At 67.1% G+C, this 19,065-nt stretch carries 19 protein-coding genes; 9 read left to right on the top strand and 10 right to left on the bottom strand.

Annotated elements, in window-relative coordinates:
- Positions 1–8 precede the first annotated feature (8 nt).
- From A5645_RS11240 to mca, 3 genes are read right to left on the bottom strand one after another with little or no spacing between them, the layout of a single operon-like run.
- The gene (locus tag A5645_RS11240; protein ID WP_065034869.1) at positions 9–2,018 is read right to left on the bottom strand and encodes a thioredoxin domain-containing protein; all 2,010 of its coding nucleotides are present in this window, start codon (positions 2,016–2,018) and stop codon (positions 9–11) included.
- Positions 2,005–2,304, bottom strand: a complete 300-nt coding sequence (locus A5645_RS11235; RefSeq protein ID WP_065034868.1) for a hypothetical protein — start codon at positions 2,302–2,304, stop codon at positions 2,005–2,007. Before A5645_RS11235 ends, A5645_RS11240 begins: the two co-directional genes overlap by 14 nt.
- Entirely contained in the window at positions 2,301–3,170 is an 870-nt protein-coding gene (gene mca / locus A5645_RS11230; RefSeq protein WP_065034867.1) for a mycothiol conjugate amidase Mca, read from the bottom strand. Before mca ends, A5645_RS11235 begins: the two co-directional genes overlap by 4 nt.
- A 90-nt stretch (positions 3,171–3,260) precedes the next feature.
- Here mca and A5645_RS11225 point away from each other — a divergent pair, with 90 nt between their 5' ends.
- Both A5645_RS11225 and greA read left to right on the top strand, forming a co-directional pair.
- On the top strand, positions 3,261–3,695 hold the full coding sequence (locus A5645_RS11225) for a DUF4307 domain-containing protein (protein WP_065129529.1): 435 nt from the start codon (positions 3,261–3,263) through the stop codon (positions 3,693–3,695).
- A gap of 211 nt (positions 3,696–3,906) precedes the next feature.
- Complete coding sequence (greA, locus tag A5645_RS11220) at positions 3,907–4,401, top strand: transcription elongation factor GreA (RefSeq protein WP_036364008.1); 495 nt, start codon at positions 3,907–3,909, stop codon at positions 4,399–4,401.
- A 76-nt stretch (positions 4,402–4,477) separates the two neighbouring features.
- Here greA and A5645_RS11215 read toward each other — a convergent pair whose 3' ends face one another.
- The 4 genes from A5645_RS11215 to A5645_RS11200 form a co-directional block, all read right to left on the bottom strand.
- On the bottom strand, positions 4,478–5,632 hold the full coding sequence (locus tag A5645_RS11215) for a cystathionine gamma-synthase (protein WP_065034865.1): 1,155 nt from the start codon (positions 5,630–5,632) through the stop codon (positions 4,478–4,480).
- 188 nt (positions 5,633–5,820) lie between these two features.
- Entirely contained in the window at positions 5,821–6,486 is a 666-nt protein-coding gene (locus A5645_RS11210) for an RDD family protein (RefSeq protein WP_065034864.1), read from the bottom strand.
- Between the two features lie 76 nt (positions 6,487–6,562).
- Positions 6,563–7,957: a cystathionine beta-synthase gene (locus tag A5645_RS11205; RefSeq protein ID WP_065034863.1), complete on the bottom strand. Its 1,395-nt coding sequence runs from the start codon at positions 7,955–7,957 to the stop codon at positions 6,563–6,565.
- 64 nt (positions 7,958–8,021) lie between these two features.
- On the bottom strand, positions 8,022–9,089 hold the full coding sequence (locus tag A5645_RS11200; protein ID WP_065129547.1) for an alpha/beta hydrolase: 1,068 nt from the start codon (positions 9,087–9,089) through the stop codon (positions 8,022–8,024).
- Positions 9,090–9,311: 222 nt separating this feature from the next.
- On the opposite strand from A5645_RS11200, the gene A5645_RS11195 reads away from it, so the two are divergent.
- Together A5645_RS11195 and A5645_RS11190 are read left to right on the top strand one after the other, a co-directional pair.
- On the top strand, positions 9,312–10,259 hold the full coding sequence (locus A5645_RS11195) for an SGNH/GDSL hydrolase family protein (RefSeq protein WP_155767962.1): 948 nt from the start codon (positions 9,312–9,314) through the stop codon (positions 10,257–10,259).
- A 48-nt stretch (positions 10,260–10,307) separates the two neighbouring features.
- Positions 10,308–11,525, top strand: a complete 1,218-nt coding sequence (locus A5645_RS11190) for an acetyl-CoA C-acetyltransferase (protein ID WP_065034862.1) — start codon at positions 10,308–10,310, stop codon at positions 11,523–11,525.
- Positions 11,526–11,694: 169 nt separating this feature from the next.
- Here A5645_RS11190 and A5645_RS11185 read toward each other — a convergent pair whose 3' ends face one another.
- Positions 11,695–12,525 (bottom strand): Bax inhibitor-1/YccA family protein, encoded by an 831-nt coding sequence (locus tag A5645_RS11185; RefSeq protein ID WP_065034861.1) that lies wholly within the window; start codon positions 12,523–12,525, stop codon positions 11,695–11,697.
- 249 nt (positions 12,526–12,774) lie between these two features.
- Between A5645_RS11185 and A5645_RS11180 the strand changes: the two genes are divergently transcribed.
- From A5645_RS11180 to A5645_RS11170, 3 genes are read left to right on the top strand one after another with little or no spacing between them, the layout of a single operon-like run.
- Complete coding sequence (locus A5645_RS11180; protein ID WP_065129528.1) at positions 12,775–13,824, top strand: enoyl-CoA hydratase/isomerase family protein; 1,050 nt, start codon at positions 12,775–12,777, stop codon at positions 13,822–13,824.
- A 22-nt stretch (positions 13,825–13,846) separates the two neighbouring features.
- Positions 13,847–14,620 carry an enoyl-CoA hydratase gene (locus A5645_RS11175; RefSeq protein WP_065129527.1) on the top strand — a complete coding sequence of 258 codons (774 nt, stop codon included), beginning with the start codon at positions 13,847–13,849 and terminating at the stop codon, positions 14,618–14,620.
- Positions 14,617–16,377, top strand: a complete 1,761-nt coding sequence (locus A5645_RS11170; protein ID WP_065129526.1) for an alpha/beta hydrolase — start codon at positions 14,617–14,619, stop codon at positions 16,375–16,377. Before A5645_RS11175 ends, A5645_RS11170 begins: the two co-directional genes overlap by 4 nt.
- On the opposite strand, the gene A5645_RS11165 is transcribed toward A5645_RS11170, so the two are convergent.
- Together A5645_RS11165 and A5645_RS11160 are read right to left on the bottom strand one after the other, a co-directional pair.
- The gene (locus tag A5645_RS11165) at positions 16,374–16,766 is read right to left on the bottom strand and encodes a rhodanese-like domain-containing protein (protein WP_065129525.1); all 393 of its coding nucleotides are present in this window, start codon (positions 16,764–16,766) and stop codon (positions 16,374–16,376) included. The two genes, A5645_RS11170 and A5645_RS11165, sit on opposite strands and share 4 nt — an antisense overlap.
- Positions 16,766–17,341 carry a cysteine dioxygenase gene (locus A5645_RS11160; protein ID WP_081288286.1) on the bottom strand — a complete coding sequence of 192 codons (576 nt, stop codon included), beginning with the start codon at positions 17,339–17,341 and terminating at the stop codon, positions 16,766–16,768. Before A5645_RS11160 ends, A5645_RS11165 begins: the two co-directional genes overlap by 1 nt.
- Positions 17,342–17,457: 116 nt before the next feature.
- Here A5645_RS11160 and A5645_RS11155 point away from each other — a divergent pair, with 116 nt between their 5' ends.
- Together A5645_RS11155 and A5645_RS11150 are read left to right on the top strand one after the other, a co-directional pair.
- Positions 17,458–17,904 (top strand): lipoprotein LpqV, encoded by a 447-nt coding sequence (locus A5645_RS11155; protein WP_065129523.1) that lies wholly within the window; start codon positions 17,458–17,460, stop codon positions 17,902–17,904.
- 95 nt (positions 17,905–17,999) lie between these two features.
- Positions 18,000–19,055, top strand: coding sequence for a patatin-like phospholipase family protein (locus A5645_RS11150; protein WP_065129522.1), 1,056 nt, complete (start codon positions 18,000–18,002; stop codon positions 19,053–19,055).
- The last annotated feature ends 10 nt before the right edge of the window (positions 19,056–19,065 follow it).

Below are 19,065 nucleotides of genomic sequence, written 5' to 3'. Positions count from 1 at the left end.
GCACGCTACTACCCGGGCACTCCCAAGGCGGCCGCGAGTCGGTCCGCGCTGGTGACCGGCAAGTCGCAGGTCCGGCCGCGGCACACATAAGCTGCGTCGGCCCCCTCCACCCGGGACCGTCCGGCAAGCAGCGGCAAAGAATCCGGCGCACCGCCCACGACGATCGCCCCGCCCGGGGCCAACCGTCGCGCGTCGGTCAGCAAGGATGACGGCCCGGCGCAGGCGACCGCGATCTGCAGCGGTCCCCGCACCGCGGCTTCGGCCACCGCCAGCCAGTGCCCCGCCGATCGCGGGGCGCGTGCCAACAGCACCGAGTGCGCTTCCAGCGTGAACCCGACCAGCTGTAGGTACCGTTCGACGCGCGCGCCGTCGACCAGGTGCGCGGCCGTCAGCAGCGCCTCGGCGATCGATGATGCCCCCGACGGCGTCGCCCCGTCCAGCGGGTCGGCGGGGCGCAACACCAGCTGTTCGGCGTCATCGGCGGTGTCGTACCAGCGACCGGCACGCTGCGGGTCGCTGAAGTGGCGCACGGCGGTATCCAGCAGGTCGGCGGCGGCCACCAGCCAGGAGTCCTCGGCACTGAGTTGATACAGCGCCAGCAACCCGGTGGCGAGCATCGCGTAGTCCTCCAGGATCGCCGCGCTCTCGCCCACCGTCTCGCCCAGGCTCGCGCGCCGTAACCGCCCGTCCACGAGGTGCCGGTCCAGCAGCGTGGTCGCGCAGCGCCGTGCGGCGCCGGCCAGCTCGGCATCGTCCAAGGCGACACTGGCCTCGACGAGCGCGGTGATCGCCAGCCCGTTCCAGGCCGTCACCACCTTGTCGTCGCGGCCGGGCTGGGCTCGGTCACCCCGAGCGGTCAACAGGCGGGCGCGGATGCGGTCCAGTCGTTGGGGGTCGTCGGGTTCGTCGCGCAACTGCAGCACCGAACTGCCGTGCTCGAAGGTGCCCGACTCGGTGACTCCGAAGACCTGCGCGGCCCAGCCGCCGTCATCCGCCCCCAGGACGTCGGTCAGCTGCGCCGGCGTCCACACATACGTGGACCCCTCGCGGCCATCGGCGTCAGCGTCGCGCGACGAGGTGAAGACGTCGCCGTCCGCGAGGTCGTCCAGCAGAAACCGGGCGGTCTGCGCGGCGACCCGGCGGGCCAGCGGATCCCCGGTCCGGCGGGCCCAGTGCGCGTAGGAACGCAGCAACAGGGCGTTGTCGTAGAGCATCTTCTCGAAGTGCGGAACCACCCACTGCTCGTCCACGCTGTAGCGGGCGAAGCCGCCGGCCAGTTGGTCGTACATGCCGCCGCGGGCCATCGCGTTGCCGGCGCGGGTGACCGCCTGCAGGGCCGCGGCGGACCCGGTGCGCTCGTAGTGGCGCAGCAACGCCTCCAGCAGCGCCGACGGCGGGAACTTGGGTGCCCGGCCGAAGCCGCCATGGACGGTGTCCTGGTCGCGCAGCACGGCGGCGACGGCGTGATCGCACAAGTCCGGTGCGACGTCGGGGCCGCCGGCGGGCAGTCCCGATGCCATCGAGCGCAGTTCGCCCGCTATCTGGTCCGACGCCTGCTCGACCTCGCCACGGCGCTCCCGCCACGTGTCGCTGATAGCCGAGAGCAATTGCAGGAAGCTGTCTTTGGGGTAGTAGGTGCCGCAAAAGAACGGCCTGCCGTCCGGGGTGAGGAAGCAGGTCATCGGCCACCCGCCCTGACCGGTCAATGCGACGGTGGCGTTCATGTAGACCGCATCGATGTCGGGGCGCTCCTCGCGGTCCACCTTGATGCAGACGAACCCGGCGTTCATGGCGGCGGCGACCTCGTCGTCCTCGAACGATTCGTGCGCCATCACGTGACACCAGTGGCAGGCGGCGTAGCCGATGGACAGCAGGATCGGCAGGTCGCGCGCCGCCGCGTTGGCAAGCGCCGCCGACGTCCACTGCTGCCAATGCACCGGGTTGTCGGCGTGCTGGCGCAAGTAGGGACTGGTGGCCAGCCCGAGGGTATTGGTTCCGGCCGGGTCAGCCGGACTCATGCGTCGACCCAGGTGGTCGGGTTGATCCGTCGCCCCCCGGTATTTCGCGATCGACCCCGTCCACCGCGTCCGTCCCGTCGTCGGCGGCCTGGTCCGGCTCGGGGTGCTGACGGTCGAACGATTCGGGAACCTTCTTCAGTTGCTTGTTCATCGAGCGGACCAGAAAGAAGGTCGCCACGATCAACAGCACCACCACGACCAGCCCGATGGGACTCGCCTTGCCGAAGTCCGGACCGTTGTTCTTGGGCGGGCCCTCAGCAATCACGGTGATCAGAAAATGATTCACCCTTGCTCGATCCCTTCGAACAGATCCTTCTCGGGCGGGGCAGCCGGAACGCGCGAGCGGGCCAGCTCGAATTCCTCGGTTGGCCACAGCCGCACCTGCCACGAGATCGGGGCGGCGAAGAACTCGGCGTTCGGGTCGATCTGGGTGGCGTGGGCGAGCAGCGCATCGTCACGCTGGCCGAAATACGCCGAGCACTCGACTCGCGTCGTCACCCGCTTCTCGAAGTGGTCATGCTCGGGAAGCCAGTGCTTGAGCCACTTGTCGAACGGGCCCTCCTGCCCGTGCTTGGCGAACTCGTCCTGGAGCAGCTGCATCCGGGCGCGCAGGAAACCGTGCACGTAGTACAGCTTGGACACGTTCCAGGGCTCCCCCGCATCGCGGAAACGGTAGTAGTCACCGGCCGCCTCGTACGCCGCGACGGACACCTCGTGGCAGCGAATGTGGTCAGGGTGCGGGTAGCCGCCGTTCTCGTCGTAGGTGATCATCACGTGCGGCCGGAAGTCCCGCACCACGCGGACCAGCGCCTCGGTGCAGCGCTCCAGGGGCTCAAGGGCGAAGCAGCCTTCGGGCAGCGGTGGTGGTGGGTCGCCCTTGGGCAGTCCGGAGTCGACGAAGCCCAGCCAAGTGTGCTCCACGCCGAGGATCTCGGCCGCCTTGGCCATCTCGTCGCGGCGGATCTCATGGATGTGTCCGTGCACGTCAGGCAGGTCCATCGCAGGGTTCAGGATCTCGCCGCGCTCCCCGCCGGTCAGGGTCACCACCATGACGCGGTGGCCCTCGTCCGCGTACTTGGCCAGCGTCGCGGCGCCCTTGCTGGACTCGTCGTCGGGGTGGGCATGCACCGCCATCAATCGCAGTTTGCTCACGTGCTCCCTCGTCCGTTCGTTGGCCGCCCACCGACCCTGTGCGTGTTCCCTATAATTCCAGTTCTCCAATACCCCACAAATCCCGAGGGCATGACAGAAGACTCGATCTCGCGTCCGGAAGCGCGTTACGGCCGCAGCGGCCTGTCCCGCAGAGACCGCCGCCGCATCGCCATCGGACTGACCGGCGTGGTGCTCGTCGCGGGCATCGGCATCGCGATTGTGGGTTACCAGCGAATCGGCACAAGTCCGGTTTCCGGCACGCTGGCCGGCTATCAGGTGGTCGATGATGAGACCGCGTCGGTGACGATCAGCGTCACCCGGGAAGACCCGTCGCGACCGGTGGACTGCATCGTCCGGGTGCGCGCCAAGGACGGCAGCGAAACGGGCCGTCGCGAGGTGCTGGTTCCGCCGGCCGGCCAGGGCACGGTCCAGGTGACGACAATCGTCAAATCCACCAAGCCGCCGGTGATGGCTGACGTATACGGCTGTGGCACAGACGTGCCCGGATATCTGCGGCCGTCCTGACCGCGAACTGCGGATATGTCAGTCATCAACTGTTTGCGCGGTGGTAACATAGATGAATGCACGGTCCTGCGGGGACCGTGTATTGCTGCATTAATGGCCCGTGGGAAGAACTGGAGTGGCAGCAGCCGGGTTGGGGACCCGCAACTACGCCCGTTAACGGGATCCGATACTTGCGCGAACACGCGGAACGACACACAAGGAGCGCCACGAGATGACGGACACTCAGGTGACCTGGTTGACCCAGGAGTCACATGACCGACTCAAGGCCGAACTCGACCAGCTGATCGCGAATCGCCCGGTGATCGCCGCCGAAATCAATGATCGCCGCGAAGAAGGCGATCTGCGCGAGAACGGCGGCTACCACGCCGCCCGCGAAGAGCAGGGTCAGCAGGAGGCCCGCATCCGCCAGCTGCAGGACCTGCTGAACAACGCAAAGGTAGGCGAGGCGCCCAAGCAGTCCGGCGTGGCGCTGCCCGGTTCGGTGGTGAAGGTGTACTACAACGGCGACAAGTCGGACAGCGAAACCTTCCTGATCGCCACCCGCCAGGAGGGCGTGAACGACGGCAAGCTCGAGGTCTACTCGCCCAACTCGCCGCTGGGCGGCGCGCTGATCGACGCCAAGGTCGGCGAGACCCGTAGTTACAAGGTGCCCAGCGGCAATACCGTCGAGGTCACCCTGGTCAGCGCGGAGCCGTACCACTCCTGAGCGGGTTTCCCGCGAGCAGACGCAAAAGCCCCCTCACGCACGGCGTGTCGGGGGCTTTTGCGTCTGCTCGCGGAGGTTAGGCGAGTGCCTGCTCGAGGTCGGCGAGCAGGTCGGCGACGTCCTCGATGCCGACGGACAGCCTGACCAGATCGTCGGGCACCTCCAGCTGCGAGCCGGCGGTCGAGGCGTGGGTCATCGCGCTGGGATGCTCGATCAGCGACTCCACCCCGCCCAGGGACTCGGCCAGGATGAAGATCTCGGTCTTGGCACACAGCTTCTCGGCCGCCGCCCGCCCGCCGGACATCCGCACCGAAACCATGCCGCCGAACCCGCTCATCTGCCGGGCGGCCACCTGGTGACCGGGGTGTCCTTCTAAACCGGGATAAAGCACGGCGCTCACCGACGGCTGCTCGGACAGGAACTGGGCGACGGCAGCGGCGTTTTCGCTGTGCCGCTGCATCCGCAGCACCAGCGTCTTCAACCCGCGGATGGTCAGGTAGGCGTCGAACGGTCCCGGCACCGCGCCCGCCCCGTTCTGCAGGAAGGCGAACGCCTGATCCAGTTCTTCGTCGTTGGTGACCAAGGCGCCACCCACCACGTCAGAGTGCCCGCCGATGTACTTGGTCGTCGAGTGCAGCACGATGTCGGCGCCGAGGGTGAGCGGCCGCTGCAGTGCTGGCGAGGCAAAGGTGTTGTCCACCAACACTTTTGCGGTACTGTCCGCGCCCAGCTGGGCGATGCCGGCGATGTCGGCGATGGACAGCAGCGGGTTGGTCGGCGTCTCCACCCAGATCAACCGGGTGCGCGGTGTGATCGCACCGCGCACCGCGTCCAGATCCGACAGCGCCACCGGCGTGTACTCCACCCCCCACTGGGAGAAGACCTTGTCGATCAGACGGAACGTGCCGCCATAGGCGTCGTCCGGAATCACCACGTGGTCGCCCGGTCGCAGTATGGAGCGCAGCACGCAGTCGGTCGCCGCCATGCCGGAACTGAAGGCGCGCCCGAAAGCGCCCTCCTCCATCGCCGCCAACGACGCCTCCAGCGCCGAACGGGTCGGGTTGCCGGTGCGCGCGTACTCGAACCCGCCGCGCAGGCCGCCGACGCCATCCTGTGCGAAGGTGCTGCTGGCGTAGATCGGGGTGTTGACGACGCCGGTCGCCGGGTCCGGACGGTAGCCCGCGTGGATCGCTCTGGTGGCCAGTCCGGTGCGGGTGAAGTCTTCAGTCATCGACGGTCAGCCTAGTCCGATGACGATGCGGTCCGCTCGCACCGAGCGGACCGAGGAGGAATCGGACAATCAGGCCCCGTCCGATGACGATGCGGTCCGCTCGCACCGAGCGGACCGAGGAGAAATCGGACAATCAGGCCAAGTCCGATGACGATGCGGTCCGCTCGCACCGAGCGCGCCGCCCCGCCTCAGAGCGGCAAGCAGACCGTTGTCATGATCTTATCGGCCAGCGTCTGACGCTTCTTGTCCCACAACGGGAACAGGAAACCCACGTAGCAGATGATGGCGTCGACGAAGTGCGCGATCTGGCGCACCAGCGACATCCCGAAGCCCAACGGCTCCCCGCTGACCTCGCTCACCACCTTGAACTTCATGATCGTCTTGCCGATGCTCGACCCGGTGGTGCCCTGCTTGTAGCCGTAGTTCCAGACCACATAGGCCAGGATCGCCAGCGATGCCAGTCCCTGGGCCAGGAACCCGATGATCGAGTCCTGGGTGTAGCAGTACTGAGCCACGTCGTACTGAGTGACGCTGGTCGTGCAGGACTCTTGCTGGGTCACCATGGCGATCACCCATGCAATGCCATAGACAACGACCACCGGCGCGTAATCGATGAGGAACGCCAGCACCCGGGTCAGCCACGGCGTGTAGGACTCGGTGGGCAATTCCTTGATCGCCGGTCCCGGCGGTGGTGGCGCATATCCGCCGGCCGACGGGGGCGGCGGCGGGTAGCCCCCTTCCGGCGGCGGAGGAGGAGGCGGACTCGAGCCGCCCGCCGGCGGAGGGAATCCACCGGACGAGCCTGGCGGCGGAGGCGGGGGCGGATACGAACCGCCGGGCGGCTGATCGGTCATGGGGCAACCTTCCAGAACGGACTAGCTGAACTAAGGCGCATACAGTACCCGAGCACCGAGACGCAGGTCACAGCGATCAGCGTCGCCGCGTTCCCTCCGACAGGAAGCCCAGCAGGTCGTATCGGGTGATCACGCCGACGGGCTTGCCCTCTTCAACCACCATCAGCGCGTCCGAGTCGCGCAGCGCCTTACCGGCCGCGCTCACCGATTCGCCCGCCCCGATCAGCCGCAGCGGGGGGCTCATGTGTTGGGACACCGCGTCGGCCAGCTTGGCCCGGCCCTCGAAAACCGCCGACAACAGCTCGCGCTCGGAGACGCTGCCGGCGACTTCACCGGCCATCACCGGTGGCTCGGCACCGACCACCGGCATTTGCGAGACCCCGTACTCGCGCAGGATCCCGATGGCGTCACGCACGGTTTCCGACGGGTGGGTGTGCACCAGGTCGGGCAAAGCGCCGGACTTGCGCCGCAACACGTCACCGACGGTGGACTCCGCGGTCGAGCCGTCCAGCGGGCTGCGCAGGAACCCGTACGACGACATCCATGCGTCGTTGAAGATCTTGGCCATGTAGCCGCGGCCGCCGTCGGGCAACAGCACGACGACCAACGCGTCCGGCCCGGCCTGCTCGGCCACCTTGAGCGCGGCGACGACGGCCATTCCGCACGAGCCACCGACCAGCATCGCCTCCTCACGGGCCAGGCGCCTGGTCATGTCGAAGGAATCCGAATCCGAAACGGCGATGATCTCGTCGGGTATCGACGGGTCGTACGCCGCCGGCCAGAAGTCCTCGCCGACCCCCTCGACCAGATAGGGCCGGCCGGTGCCGCCGGAGTAGACCGAGCCCTCGGGGTCGGCGCCGATGATCCGCACCCGCCCGTCGGAGACCTCTTTGAGGTAGCGGCCGGCGCCGGTGATCGTGCCGCCGGTGCCGATGCCGGCGACGAAGTGAGTGACCTTGCCGCCGGTGTCCGCCCAGATTTCCGGGCCGGTGGTCGCGTAGTGACTCGCCGGCCCTTCGGGGTTGGAGTACTGGTCCGGCTTCCACGCACCGTCGATCTCTCGGACCAGCCGGTCTGAGACGCTGTAGTAGCTGTCCGGATCCTCGGGCGGGACCGCCGTCGGGCACACCACGACTTCAGCACCGTAGGCGCGCAACACATTTCGCTTGTCCTCACCCACTTTGTCGGGGCACACAAACACGCATTTGTACCCGCGGCGCTGCGCGATGAGCGCGAGGCCGACGCCGGTATTGCCCGAAGTCGGTTCGACGATGGTGCCGCCCGGCTTGAGCGCTCCGCTGGCCTCCGCGGCGTCGATCATCTTGACCGCGATCCGGTCCTTGGAGCTGCCGCCCGGGTTGAGGTATTCGACCTTGGCGGCCACGGTGCCGGCCCCTTCAGGGACGACGGAGTTCAGGCGAACCAGCGGCGTGCCGCCGATGAGGTCACTGAGGTGCTGGGCGATTCGCATGCGCCTATGGTCTCAGGCGCTTGCGGGCGGTGCACTTGGGCCGACCCCTGCGGGCACCGATTCGCTAGCCGGTGGCCTCGCGGATGTACTCACCGATCTGGCGCAGTGAACGAATCGCCTCGGGCAACAACGGCGCGGCAACCTGGAAGTCGTGCACTTGGCCCGGCCAGACTCGAACCTCGGCGGGTACACCGGCCGCGGCCAACCGGGTCGCCGCCAACTGCGCGTCGTGCAATAGCACCTCGGAGCCGGACACGTGAATCAGCGTCCGCGGCAGCCCCGGCTCGATGTGATCCAAGGGCTCATAAATTTCCTCCGGCTTACCGTCCACCTTGTTTTTAGCGGCACAGCTAGCAACCAATTCGCCGAGGGCATCAAAAGCCTTTGAGGGGAACATCGCGTCCGTTTTGATGTTCGGATGCGATTGCTTTTGTTCCTTTGCCAGCTGCAGCAGTGGCGAGATGGCCACCAAGGCCGCCGGCTCCTCACCTTCGCGCTGCAACCGCTGCGCGAGGGACAGCGCGAGGTACCCGCCGGCGGAGTCACCCGCCAGCACGATCTGGTCCGGGTCGTAGCCCAACAGCCGCAGCCAGCGGTATCCGTCGTAGCAGTCGTCGAGCGCCATGCCGATGGAATGCTTGGGCATGAGGCGATAGTTGACGACCAGGATCGGCGCGTCGGCAAACTTTGACAGGGCCTCAACCAATCGGCCGTGCGAGTTTGCTCCACAAGTCAGGAACGCACCACCGTGCAGGTAGAGAACCACCCGGCGCGTGCCGTCCGCCGGCAACACGCCGGCCGCCCGAACCAGCTGTGCGCAGGCGTTAGGCAGCGACACCTCCGCCCTGACGGTGTTGGTCGCCGGAAGCAGCACGCGGGCGGCATGGTCGATCAGGCCCCACGGCCACGGCAGGCTCGGAACGTAGCTGCCTACCGCCAAGACCGGTCGGATCGTCATGCGAGACGCAAGCGCAGCTAATCGTCCGGCGACAGTGGGTCCGGACTCGAGAACCTCGACTGGCGCGCCGTCACTGATGGCGAACCTGCGGGCTTCAAGTCTACGAGCCTTCAACGCGTCGCGCGGGCGAATGGCGACTCTGGGTGCGCCAGATACCTCACTTGGTGCAGTCATGCTCAACACTTCCTACGCCGTTGTAGTCCGATACAGCATGTGACGAAGAAGCCGAGTGGTTGGTTCAGCGTCCTCGAAAACTTAGCTTGACAGTCCTTTACCCACTCAACATTCGATTATTCGCTTTTGATACCGCATCTGTTTCACACCGTAACCGCTTTGTTCTTCAGCTACCCCCGAAATCAGCACAACGGTCCTAAACTGGTGTCCGTGGGCATGCACGTGCCGCGGCGTTCAACGATCGCTTTGGCCACAGCGGGTGCTCTCGCCTCGACAGGCTCGGCCTATCTGGGCGCACGCAACCTGCTGGTTGGTCAGGCGATCCATGTGCGCACCGTGATTCCGAAGAAGTGGGAGGCGCCGCCGCGCGCCGACGGCGTGTACTGCCGCGGCGGCGGGCCGGTGGAACGGTGGCGCAGTGGGACTCCGTTCGATCTGCACTTGATGATTTTCGGCGACTCGACGGCCACCGGATACGGCTGCGCCACCGCCGAAGAGGTGCCGGGCGTGGTCCTCGCCCGCCGGCTCGCCGAGCAGACCGGCCTACGAATCAGGCTGAGCACCAAGGCGATCGTCGGTGCGACGTCCAAGGGCGTTTTGGGTCAGGTCGACGCCATGTTCGTGGCGGGCCCGCCACCGGACGTCGCCGTCATCTTGATCGGCGCAAACGACATCACCGCGCTCAACGGAATCGGGCCGTCGGCGCAACGCCTAGGGCTTTCGGTGCGCAAACTGCGTAATCGCGGCGCGGTGGTGGTGGTTGGGACCTGCCCAGATTTCGGGCTGATCACCGCGATACCCCAGCCGCTGCGCTCGGTGGCGCGCACCCGTGGCCTGCAGCTGGCTCGAGCGCAGGCGGCGGCGGTCCGAGCGGCCGGTGGAGTACCGGTGCCGTTGGCGCATCTGCTGGCCCCGAAGTTCCGGCAGATGCCTGATTTGATGTTCTCCGACGACCGCTATCACCCGTCGGCCGCCGGCTACGCCGAAGCCGCCGACCAGCTGCTGCGGGCGCTGTATGAAGCGCTGCCCGAGAAAATCGGGACTCCGCTGCCGGAATTGCCCGACGCTGTGCCCGTGACGAGCGCCCCAAGCAGCCGTCGCGCGTTGGCCGCGAAGCTGTGGCGCCGGCCGGTGGCGACGGGCGCGGCGGCCGCCGCTGCGTTGACTTAAACCCTCGGGCTAGGCTCGGCTTCGCCGCATTCATATGGAGGAGCCGTCATGCCGGAAGCCGTCATTGTTTCAACTGCCCGCTCGCCGATCGGCCGCGCCATGAAAGGCTCGCTGATCAACATCCGGCCCGACGATCTGGCCGCACAGATGGTGCGTGCCGCCCTGGATAAAGTGCCGGCACTCAACCCGCACCAGATCGATGATCTGATCATGGGATGTGGCCAGCCTGGCGGCGAATCGGGCTTCAATATCGCCCGCGTCGTCGCGGTGGCGCTGGGCTACGACTTCCTGCCTGGCACCACCGTCAACCGCTACTGCTCATCGTCCCTGCAGACCACTCGGATGGCCTTCCACGCGATCAAGGCGGGTGAGGGCGACGCGTTCATCTCCGCCGGTGTGGAGACGGTGTCGCGGTTCGGCAAGGGCAACGCCGACGGCTGGCCGGACACCAAGAACCCGTTGTACGACTCCGCGCAGGAACGCACGACCGCCGCATCGGCGGGCGCCGAGGAATGGCATGACCCGCGCGCCGACGGGAACCTGCCCGACATCTACATCGCGATGGGTCAGACCGCGGAGAACGTCGCCCTGCTGACCGGCATCAGCCGCGAGGACCAGGACCACTGGGGCGTTCGCAGCCAGAACCGGGCTGAAGAGGCGATCAAGAGCGGGTTCTTCGAGCGCGAGATCGCCCCGGTCACCCTGCCGGACGGAACGACGGTCACCACCGATGACGGACCGCGGGCCGGGACGACGTACGAGAAGATCAGCGAGCTGAAGCCGGTGTTCCGGCCCAACGGCACGGTGACTGCGGGCAACGCCTGCCCGCTCAACGACGGCGCCGCCGCCGTTGTCATCACCAGCGACACCAGGGCCAAGGAACTCGGCCTCAAGCCGCTGGCGCGCATTGTCTCCACCGGCGTCAGTGGACTGTCTCCCGAGATCATGGGTCTGGGCCCGATCGAGGCGTCCAAGCAGGCGCTGGCCCGCGCCGGCATGTCGGTCAATGACATCGACCTCTTCGAGATCAACGAGGCCTTCGCGGTGCAGGTGCTTGGCTCCGCGCGTGAACTGGGGATCGACGAGGACAAGTTGAACGTCTCCGGTGGGGCGATTGCGTTGGGCCACCCGTTCGGCATGACCGGCGCGCGGATCACCGCCACGCTGCTGAACAACCTGACGACGCACGACAAGACGTTCGGTTTGGAAACCATGTGTGTCGGCGGTGGCCAGGGCATGGCGATGGTGATTGAGCGGCTGAACTGATCTTTAGCGGCGTTGACTCTGCGTTGGCGGCGGCGAATGTCGAGTAGCGCGCGCCGTCAGCGCAGAATCAACGCAGGCGATGGCAGCCCACGCGACCCCACACCCACCCACACACACACCAAAGAAAAAGCCGGCACGCAAGATGCGTGCCGGCTTTGCCCGTAAGGAACTAATCGTTCTGCAGATAGCTGAGCAGTCGCAGAATCTCCAAGTACAGCCAGACCAGCGTCACGGTCAGTCCCAGCGCGATACCCCAGGCGGCCTTCTCCGGCGCGCCGGCGCGGATCATCTGGTCGGCCGCGTCGAAGTCGATCAGGAAGCTGAACGCGGCGATGCCGATGCACACCAGCGAGAAGATGATCCCGATCGGACCGGCGCTGCGCAGGCCCAGGCCCTCGCCGCCGCCGACGTGGAACATCGCGAGCACGAAGTTGCCGAGCATCAGAACCAGCACGCCGAACATCGCAGCGACCAGCATCCGGGTGAACTTGGGCGTGACGCGGATGGCACCGGTCTTGTAGACCACCAACATCCCGAAGAAGACACCAAGCGTGCCCAGTACAGCCTCGCCGATCAGCACGCCCGCGTTGGCGGAGCCGACCGAGAAGTTGGCCAGCACGAATGAGACGGCACCCAGGAACAAGCCCTCGAGTGCGGCATAGCTCAACACGATCGCCGGGTTGTCCTGCTTGCCACCGAAGGTCGCGATCAGCACCAACGCCAGGCCGCCGAATGCACCCACCAGGGTGAGCGGCATAGCCAAGCTGAGGTTTGTGGCAACCAGGAAGTAGGAAACAACGGCCGTCACCGACAGCATGGCCAGCGTCAAGCCGGTCTTGGTGACGACGTCGTCGATGGTCAGCGGCCGCGAGACCCTGCCCTGCTGGTAGGGGGCATAGGGGTCGGCCGGATAACCGGTCTGCACTCCTGTGCCGAATTGCGCATATCCGCCCGCCTGCTTAGGCAGCGAGCGAAATACGGGGTTACTTGTCTCCCGCACCGTCGGATCCTCTCTTAGATGCTGTGGCTTCGAGCTGTGCGAACAACTGCTCAACGATCAGTGGTCCGCCCGAGTTCCCAGCGGAGCTGCTGTTTTTCTGGTGGTCCAGCACCTTCCTACCTCGTCTGGATCAACATAAACCTTAGCCCCGCGGGCATCGCCGAGCGAGTCACGATCTAGATTGCACGTCAAACTCATGGGCAGCTTTCACCGAACCCATGGACGGATTCCGGCGAGGGGAGACGAGGCGTGACTGGGGCCGTAACAGGGGAGTCCGACGAAGTCCTGACCAGGGTCGAAGGCAATACCGGTTACATCACCCTGAATCGTCCCAAGGCCATCAACTCGCTGAACCAGACGATGATCGACCTGCTCAGCGCGGTACTGATCCGCTGGGAGCGCGACGAATCGATCCGTTCGGTGGTGCTCACCGGAGCCGGTGAACGCGGACTGTGCGCCGGCGGCGACGTCGTCGCCCTCTACCACAGCGCGCGCAAGGACGGGGTCGACGCCCGCCGGTTCTGGCGCGACGAGTACCTGCTCAACGGTCTGGTCGGCCGGTTCGCCAAGCCGTACGTGGCACTGATGGACGGGATTGTGATGGGCGGCGGCGTCGGCGTCAGCGCGCACGCGAACACCCGGGTGGTGACCGAGACGGCAAAGGTCGCGATGCCCGAGGTGGGCATCGGTTTCGTCCCCGACGTGGGAGGGACGTACTTGCTCTCCCGCGCGCCGGGCAAGTTGGGCCTGCACGCCGCGCTGACCGGAGCGCCGTTCAACGGCGCCGACGCCATAGCGTTGGGATTCGCCGACCACTACGTGCCGCACAGCGACCTCGATGCGTTCGCCGCGGCGGTCGCCACCGACGGCGTCGAGGGCGCGCTGGCCCGCTATGCCGTCGAGCCGCCGCCGAGCGAGCTTGCCGCACAACGGGAATGGATCGACGAATGCTATTCCAAGGACAGTGTCATCGACATCATCGAGGCACTCAAGGAACACCACGCCGAGCCGGCCAACGAGGCCGCCAAGCTGATCGCCACCCGCTCCCCGATCTCCCTTTCCGTCACCTTCGAGGCGGTGCGGCGCGCCACGGACCTAGAAACCCTGGAAGATGTTCTGGTGCAGGATTATCGGACGTCTTCGGCGTCAGTGCGCTCGCATGACTTCGTGGAAGGCATCCGCGCCCAACTGGTCGACAAGGACCGCAATCCGAAGTGGTCACCGGCGGATCTGTCCGAGGTCACCGTGGCGGACGTGGCTTCCTACTTCGAACCGGTCAACGACGACTTGACGTTCTAGAGACGCATCGGAGAGGTAACCCATGGCATACGAAACCATCCTCGTCGAACGCGAGGACCGCGTCGGCATCATCACCCTGAACCGGCCCAAGGCACTGAACGCGCTCAACAGCGAAGTGATGAGCGAAGTCACCAGCGCCGCAACCGAACTGGACACCGACCCAGATATCGGCGCGATCATCATCACCGGTTCGGCCAAGGCGTTCGCCGCCGGCGCGGACATCAAGGAGATGGCCGAACTGACCTTCGCCGAGGCGTTCGGCGCCGACTTCTTCGCGCCCTGGGGCAAGCTGGCCGCCGTGCGCACCCCGACGATCGCGGCCGTCGCCGGATACGCGCTGGGCGGCGGATGCGAACTGGCGATGATGTGCGACCTGCTGATCGCCGCCGACACCGCGAAGTTCGGCCAGCCCGAGATCAAGCTCGGCGTGATCCCCGGCATGGGCGGCTCCCAGCGGTTGACCCGGGCCATCGGCAAGGCCAAGGCGATGGACCTGATCCTGACCGGGCGCACCATCGATGCCGCCGAAGCCGAACGCAGCGGCCTTGTTTCACGGGTGGTGCCCGCCGACGATCTGCTGACCGAGGCCAAAGCCGTGGCGAACACGATCGCGCAGATGTCGCTGCCGTCGGCGCAGATGGCAAAGGAGGCCGTCAACCGGGCATTCGAGTCGACGCTGGCCGAAGGGCTGCTGTACGAACGCCGCCTCTTCCACTCGACCTTTGCCACCGACGACCAGTCCGAAGGGATGGCGGCCTTTATCGAGAAGCGTCCGCCTGATTTCGGTCACCGATGAGCGGTTCCACCACCATCGCCACGGGCGAAGAAGCGGCAGACGACCAGTCGGCCGCACCACAGCAGGCCCAGACCCGGCTGGTCCCGGCTCGATGGTGGGTCCGGAATTACACCTACACCGGGACACTGCTTGGCCTGATTTTCGTCTGGCTGTCGCTGACCCCATCGCTGCTGCCTCGCGGCCCGCTGTTCCAGGGGGTTGTCAGCGGTTGTTCGGGGGCGATCGGCTACGGGCTGGGAGTGTTCATCGTCTGGCTGATCCGCTGGTTGCGCTCCCGCGACTCCACTCCCCCGGCGCCCGGCTGGGCGTGGCCGCCACTGATCGTGGTCGGGGCGATCGGGGTCGGGGTGATGGCGATCCGGTTCCACGTCTGGCAGGACGACGTCCGCGACATGATGGGCGTCGAGCACCTGAAGTGGTACGAGTACCCCTACACCGCCGCGCTGTCGATGATCGTGCTGTTCGCCCTGGTCGAGATCGGCAAGTTCGTCCGTTGGCTCATCAATCTTCTTGTGGCACAAGTGGACCGGATCGCGCCATTTCGCCTTTCGGCAGCCATCGTGGTCATCGGGCTGATGGTGCTGACCGTCAGCCTGCTCAACGGCGTGGTGCTCAAATTCGCGATGCGGTCCATGAACGACACCTTCGCCTCGGTCAACAACGAGATGGACCCCGACATCGCGCCGCCAAAGACCAAGCTGCGCTCGGGCGGTCCGGAGTCGATTGTGTCGTGGCAGTCGCTGGGTCATCAGGGCCGCATCTTCGTGGCCGGCGGGCCGTCGATGAAACGGCTGACCGACTTCAACGGGACCCCGGCCATGGAACCGATCCGGGCCTACGCCGGGCTGGATTCCGCGACCGGCATCGACGCGGCGGCCGACCTGGCCGCACGTGAACTGATGCGGACCGGCGGCCTGCAGCGCGCCGTCGTCGCGGTGGCCACCACCACCGGCACCGGATGGATCAACGAGGCGGAAGCCTCTGCGCTGGAGTACATGTACAACGGCAACACCGCGATCGTCAGCATGCAGTACTCATTCCTGCCGAGTTGGTTGTCCTTCCTCGTCGACAAGGAGAACGCACGGCACGCCGGTCAGGCGTTGTTCGAGGCGGTCGACAAGATGATCCGGCAGATGCCGGAGTTCAAGCGGCCCAAACTCGTGGTGTTCGGCGAGAGCCTGGGGTCGTTCGGCGGCGAGGCGCCGTTCATGAGCCTCAACAACGTGCTGGCCCGCACCGATGGCGCCCTGTTCAGCGGCCCCACCTTCCAGAACACCATCTGGACCCAGCTGACCAGGACCCGTGACGCCGGTTCGCCGGAGTGGCTACCGATCTACGACGACGGCCACAATGTCCGGTTCGTCGCGCACCCGGACAATCTGGACCGCCCGAAAACGGAGTGGGGCAAACCCCGGGTGGTCTACCTGCAGCATGCGTCCGACCCGATCGCGTGGTGGACGCCCGACCTGCTGTTCAGCCAGCCGGACTGGTTGCGGGAGAAACGCGGCTACGACGTGCTGCCGCAGATGCGCTGGATTCCGCTGGTCACGTTCCTGCAGGTGTCCGCCGACATGGCCGTGGCGGTCGACGTGCCGGACGGCCATGGGCACCGCTATGTCGCCAACGTGGCTGACGCCTGGGCGGCTGTGATGTCGCCGCCCGGCTGGACACCGGCCAAGACCGAGCGGCTACGCCCGTTGCTGCACGCCAACGTGACGCTGGAAGGCTCCTCGGGCGACAGCTCCGCCGGAGGCTAGCGTCCCACCGGCTCGAGCTCGCGCAGCACATCGGCGGCGGCCAGCGCGTGGTATCCGCCGATCACGTCGGTGGCGCGGTGCAGGCCCAGATCCAGCAGCGCCGCCGCCGCCAGACTCGAGGTGTAGCCCTCCGAACAGAGGATCACCCATTCGACGTCGTCATCTACCGCCTCGGGCAGGCGGGCCTCGCTGGTGGGGTCGCAACGCCACTCCAGCACGTTGCGTTCGATCACCAGCGCAGCCGGCACCTCGCCCTCGTGGGCCCGCTGCGCCTGCGGCCGGATGTCCACCAGCACCGCCCCGCGGCGTAGCGCCGCGGGGACCTGGTCGGCGGGCAGGCGGCGGTAGCGCCGCCGCGCCTGGTCCAGCACTCGGTCGATCCGGCTCATCATGGCCCTTCGGGTTGGTCGGTCAACTCGGTGCGCTGGCGACGCAACGTGTTGCGGTCGGTCACCTCGTAGTACGACATGGCGGTCAAGGGCGGCGAGTAGGCGTGCACGCTCAAGGTGGGCTCCAGCTGGGGCGTCGTCACCTGCACGGGCGCGTCGACGGGCCGGGGCGCCCACACCACGTCATGCACCCAGCCCAGCGGGAACCCGGCCTGATCGCCGGCATCGAGTCGCCGTCGCCGCAGTTTCCTTCCATCCCAGCGGAATTCGTTGAGCGATCCGGACAGCACGGTCAGCGCGCCCAGTGACCCGCCGTGGTCGTGCAGTTCGGTCGGATGGCCGGGAACCCAGCTGATCAGCCAGATGTCGAGTTCTTCGTCGCCGTGGATGCGGGTGAACCATCGTTCGGCGGCCGGCACGCCGCCGTCCGGCAGCAGGTGGTCGCAGCGGCCGCTGAGCACGTCGTCGGCGGCTTGATCGGTGGCGTGCAGCAAGTCGGGCACGCGCAACCGGGTCGGGCCCGGGGAGGGGACGGTCGGTGCGTAGCGAGGCGTGGCCAGGGAAGAGACAGCCATACAGAGAACTCCGGAGTGTGAAGCGGACAGGGCGAACGGCGGCGCGTCAGGGCCGACAACACTCGCAAAATCCGAACCACTCCTGCACGAATGCAGTGTTGCATAGATTGGGAACCATGCGCGGGCAGCGGCAATCCTTCCGGCGGGTGACTGTGCTGTTTTGGCTACTGCTCGTCCCGCTGAGTTTGTGGGTGGTGGCTGGGTGCTCGGAAGGCGGCAAAGGTGGCAGTGCCACTTCTTCGTCGGCACGTTCGTCCAGCGGCGGCGGTTCGCTGCCGGCGGGCGCGATCGGCGTCTCCCCCGGCGGCGTCACCACCCGGGTCGACGCGCCCGCGGAATCGACCGAGGAAGAGTATTTCCAGGCCTGCCACGCCGCCAAGGAGTGGATGGACGGTCAGGGCAGCACCGGGGAGGCGTTGATCGAGCCCTACCTGAAGATGGTTCAGGCCGCCGGATCGGGTGTTGCCGGCAGCTGGAACCAGCGGTGGGCGGACCTGTCGCCGGCGCGCCAGGCGGCGGTGATCGTCGCCGCGCAAGCGGCCGCCAACCAACAGTGCGGCTGAGGCCGAATTGGCCCCGTCGGGCAATTCCGATCAGGCGTGCATGAAAGTGTCGGCCGGGACCCCCGGACCGCGGTCCGCCAAGGGAGAATGAAGCAATGTCCGGACCGACCCCGCTTCGTCCCCGCGGCCCCGCTGGAACTCGTGTCGCGCTGGCGCTGGGCAGCGGAGGCGCCCGCGGCTACGCGCACATCGGCGTGATCCAGGAACTGCGGGCGCGCGGCTACGACATCGTCGGGATCGCCGGCTCGTCGATGGGTGCGGTGGTGGGCGGCGTGGAGGCCGCCGGACGACTCGAGGAGCTGGCCGACTGGGCGAAGTCGCTGACCCAGCGCACCATCCTGCGGTTGCTCGACCCGTCGTTGACCGCGGCCGGAGTACTGCGCGCGGAAAAGATCCTGGACGCGGTGCGCGACATCCTGGGCCCGGTCACCATCGAGCAGCTGAACATCCCGTACACGGCGGTGGCCACCGACCTGCTGACCGGCAAGTCGGTGTGGTTTCAGCGCGGACCGCTCGACGCGGCCATCCGCGCGAGCATCGCGATCCCCGGCGTCATTGCCCCGCACGAGGTCGACGGCCGGCTGCTCGCCGATGGCGGCATCCTCGACCCGCTGCCGATGGCGCCGATCGCGGCGATCAACGCCGACCTCACCATCGCGGTGAGCCTCAACGGCAGCGAGCCGGGTGCCACCCGCGACGCGGAACCCGGTGTCACCGCCGAATGGCTGAACCGGATGCTGCGCAGCACGACGGCACTGTTCGACACCAGCGCGGCCAAGGCTCTGCTCGATCGGCCTACGGCCCGAGCGGTTCTCGGTCGATTCGGTGCGACCATCCCGGACCTCGAAGACGACCCGGATCCGACGGGCGGACGGGATGACGTCATCGATGTGCCGGAGCTGCCGCGACTCGGCGGCTTCGACGTGATGAATCGGACCATCGACATCGCCCAGTCCGCGCTGGCCCGACACATCCTGGCCGCCTACCCGCCCGACGTTCTGATCGAGGTGCCGCGCACCACATGCCGCAGCCTGGAATTCCATCGCGCGGTAGAGGTCATTGGGACCGGCCGGACGCTGGCCGCCCGTGCCCTGGACGCGTTCGAAAGCTCCGACTTCGAGGACGAACCGCAACCCGCGATCGAGGGCTGATCAGCGCCCA

The sequence above is a fragment of the Mycobacterium asiaticum genome (genome assembly GCF_001673635.1).
GTDB lineage: Bacteria > Actinomycetota > Actinomycetes > Mycobacteriales > Mycobacteriaceae > Mycobacterium > Mycobacterium asiaticum_C.
Note: the sequence above shows the minus strand (reverse complement) of the source record. Positions and strands in the feature narration are given on the sequence as shown.

Coding starts and splice junctions, on each gene's coding strand:
- A5645_RS11155 (WP_065129523.1), top strand. CDS start 17,458: ATGCGCGGGCAGCGGCAATCCTTCCGGCGGGTGACTGTGCTGTTTTGG.
- A5645_RS11240 (WP_065034869.1), bottom strand. CDS start 2,018: ATGAGTCCGGCTGACCCGGCCGGAACCAATACCCTCGGGCTGGCCACC.
- A5645_RS11205 (WP_065034863.1), bottom strand. CDS start 7,957: ATGCGAATCGCCCAGCACCTCAGTGACCTCATCGGCGGCACGCCGCTG.
- A5645_RS11170 (WP_065129526.1), top strand. CDS start 14,617: ATGAGCGGTTCCACCACCATCGCCACGGGCGAAGAAGCGGCAGACGAC.
- A5645_RS11225 (WP_065129529.1), top strand. CDS start 3,261: ATGACAGAAGACTCGATCTCGCGTCCGGAAGCGCGTTACGGCCGCAGC.
- A5645_RS11215 (WP_065034865.1), bottom strand. CDS start 5,632: ATGACTGAAGACTTCACCCGCACCGGACTGGCCACCAGAGCGATCCAC.
- A5645_RS11160 (WP_081288286.1), bottom strand. CDS start 17,341: ATGGCTGTCTCTTCCCTGGCCACGCCTCGCTACGCACCGACCGTCCCC.
- A5645_RS11150 (WP_065129522.1), top strand. CDS start 18,000: ATGTCCGGACCGACCCCGCTTCGTCCCCGCGGCCCCGCTGGAACTCGT.
- greA (WP_036364008.1), top strand. CDS start 3,907: ATGACGGACACTCAGGTGACCTGGTTGACCCAGGAGTCACATGACCGA.
- A5645_RS11175 (WP_065129527.1), top strand. CDS start 13,847: ATGGCATACGAAACCATCCTCGTCGAACGCGAGGACCGCGTCGGCATC.
- A5645_RS11190 (WP_065034862.1), top strand. CDS start 10,308: ATGCCGGAAGCCGTCATTGTTTCAACTGCCCGCTCGCCGATCGGCCGC.
- A5645_RS11200 (WP_065129547.1), bottom strand. CDS start 9,089: ATGACTGCACCAAGTGAGGTATCTGGCGCACCCAGAGTCGCCATTCGC.
- A5645_RS11210 (WP_065034864.1), bottom strand. CDS start 6,486: ATGACCGATCAGCCGCCCGGCGGTTCGTATCCGCCCCCGCCTCCGCCG.
- A5645_RS11165 (WP_065129525.1), bottom strand. CDS start 16,766: ATGAGCCGGATCGACCGAGTGCTGGACCAGGCGCGGCGGCGCTACCGC.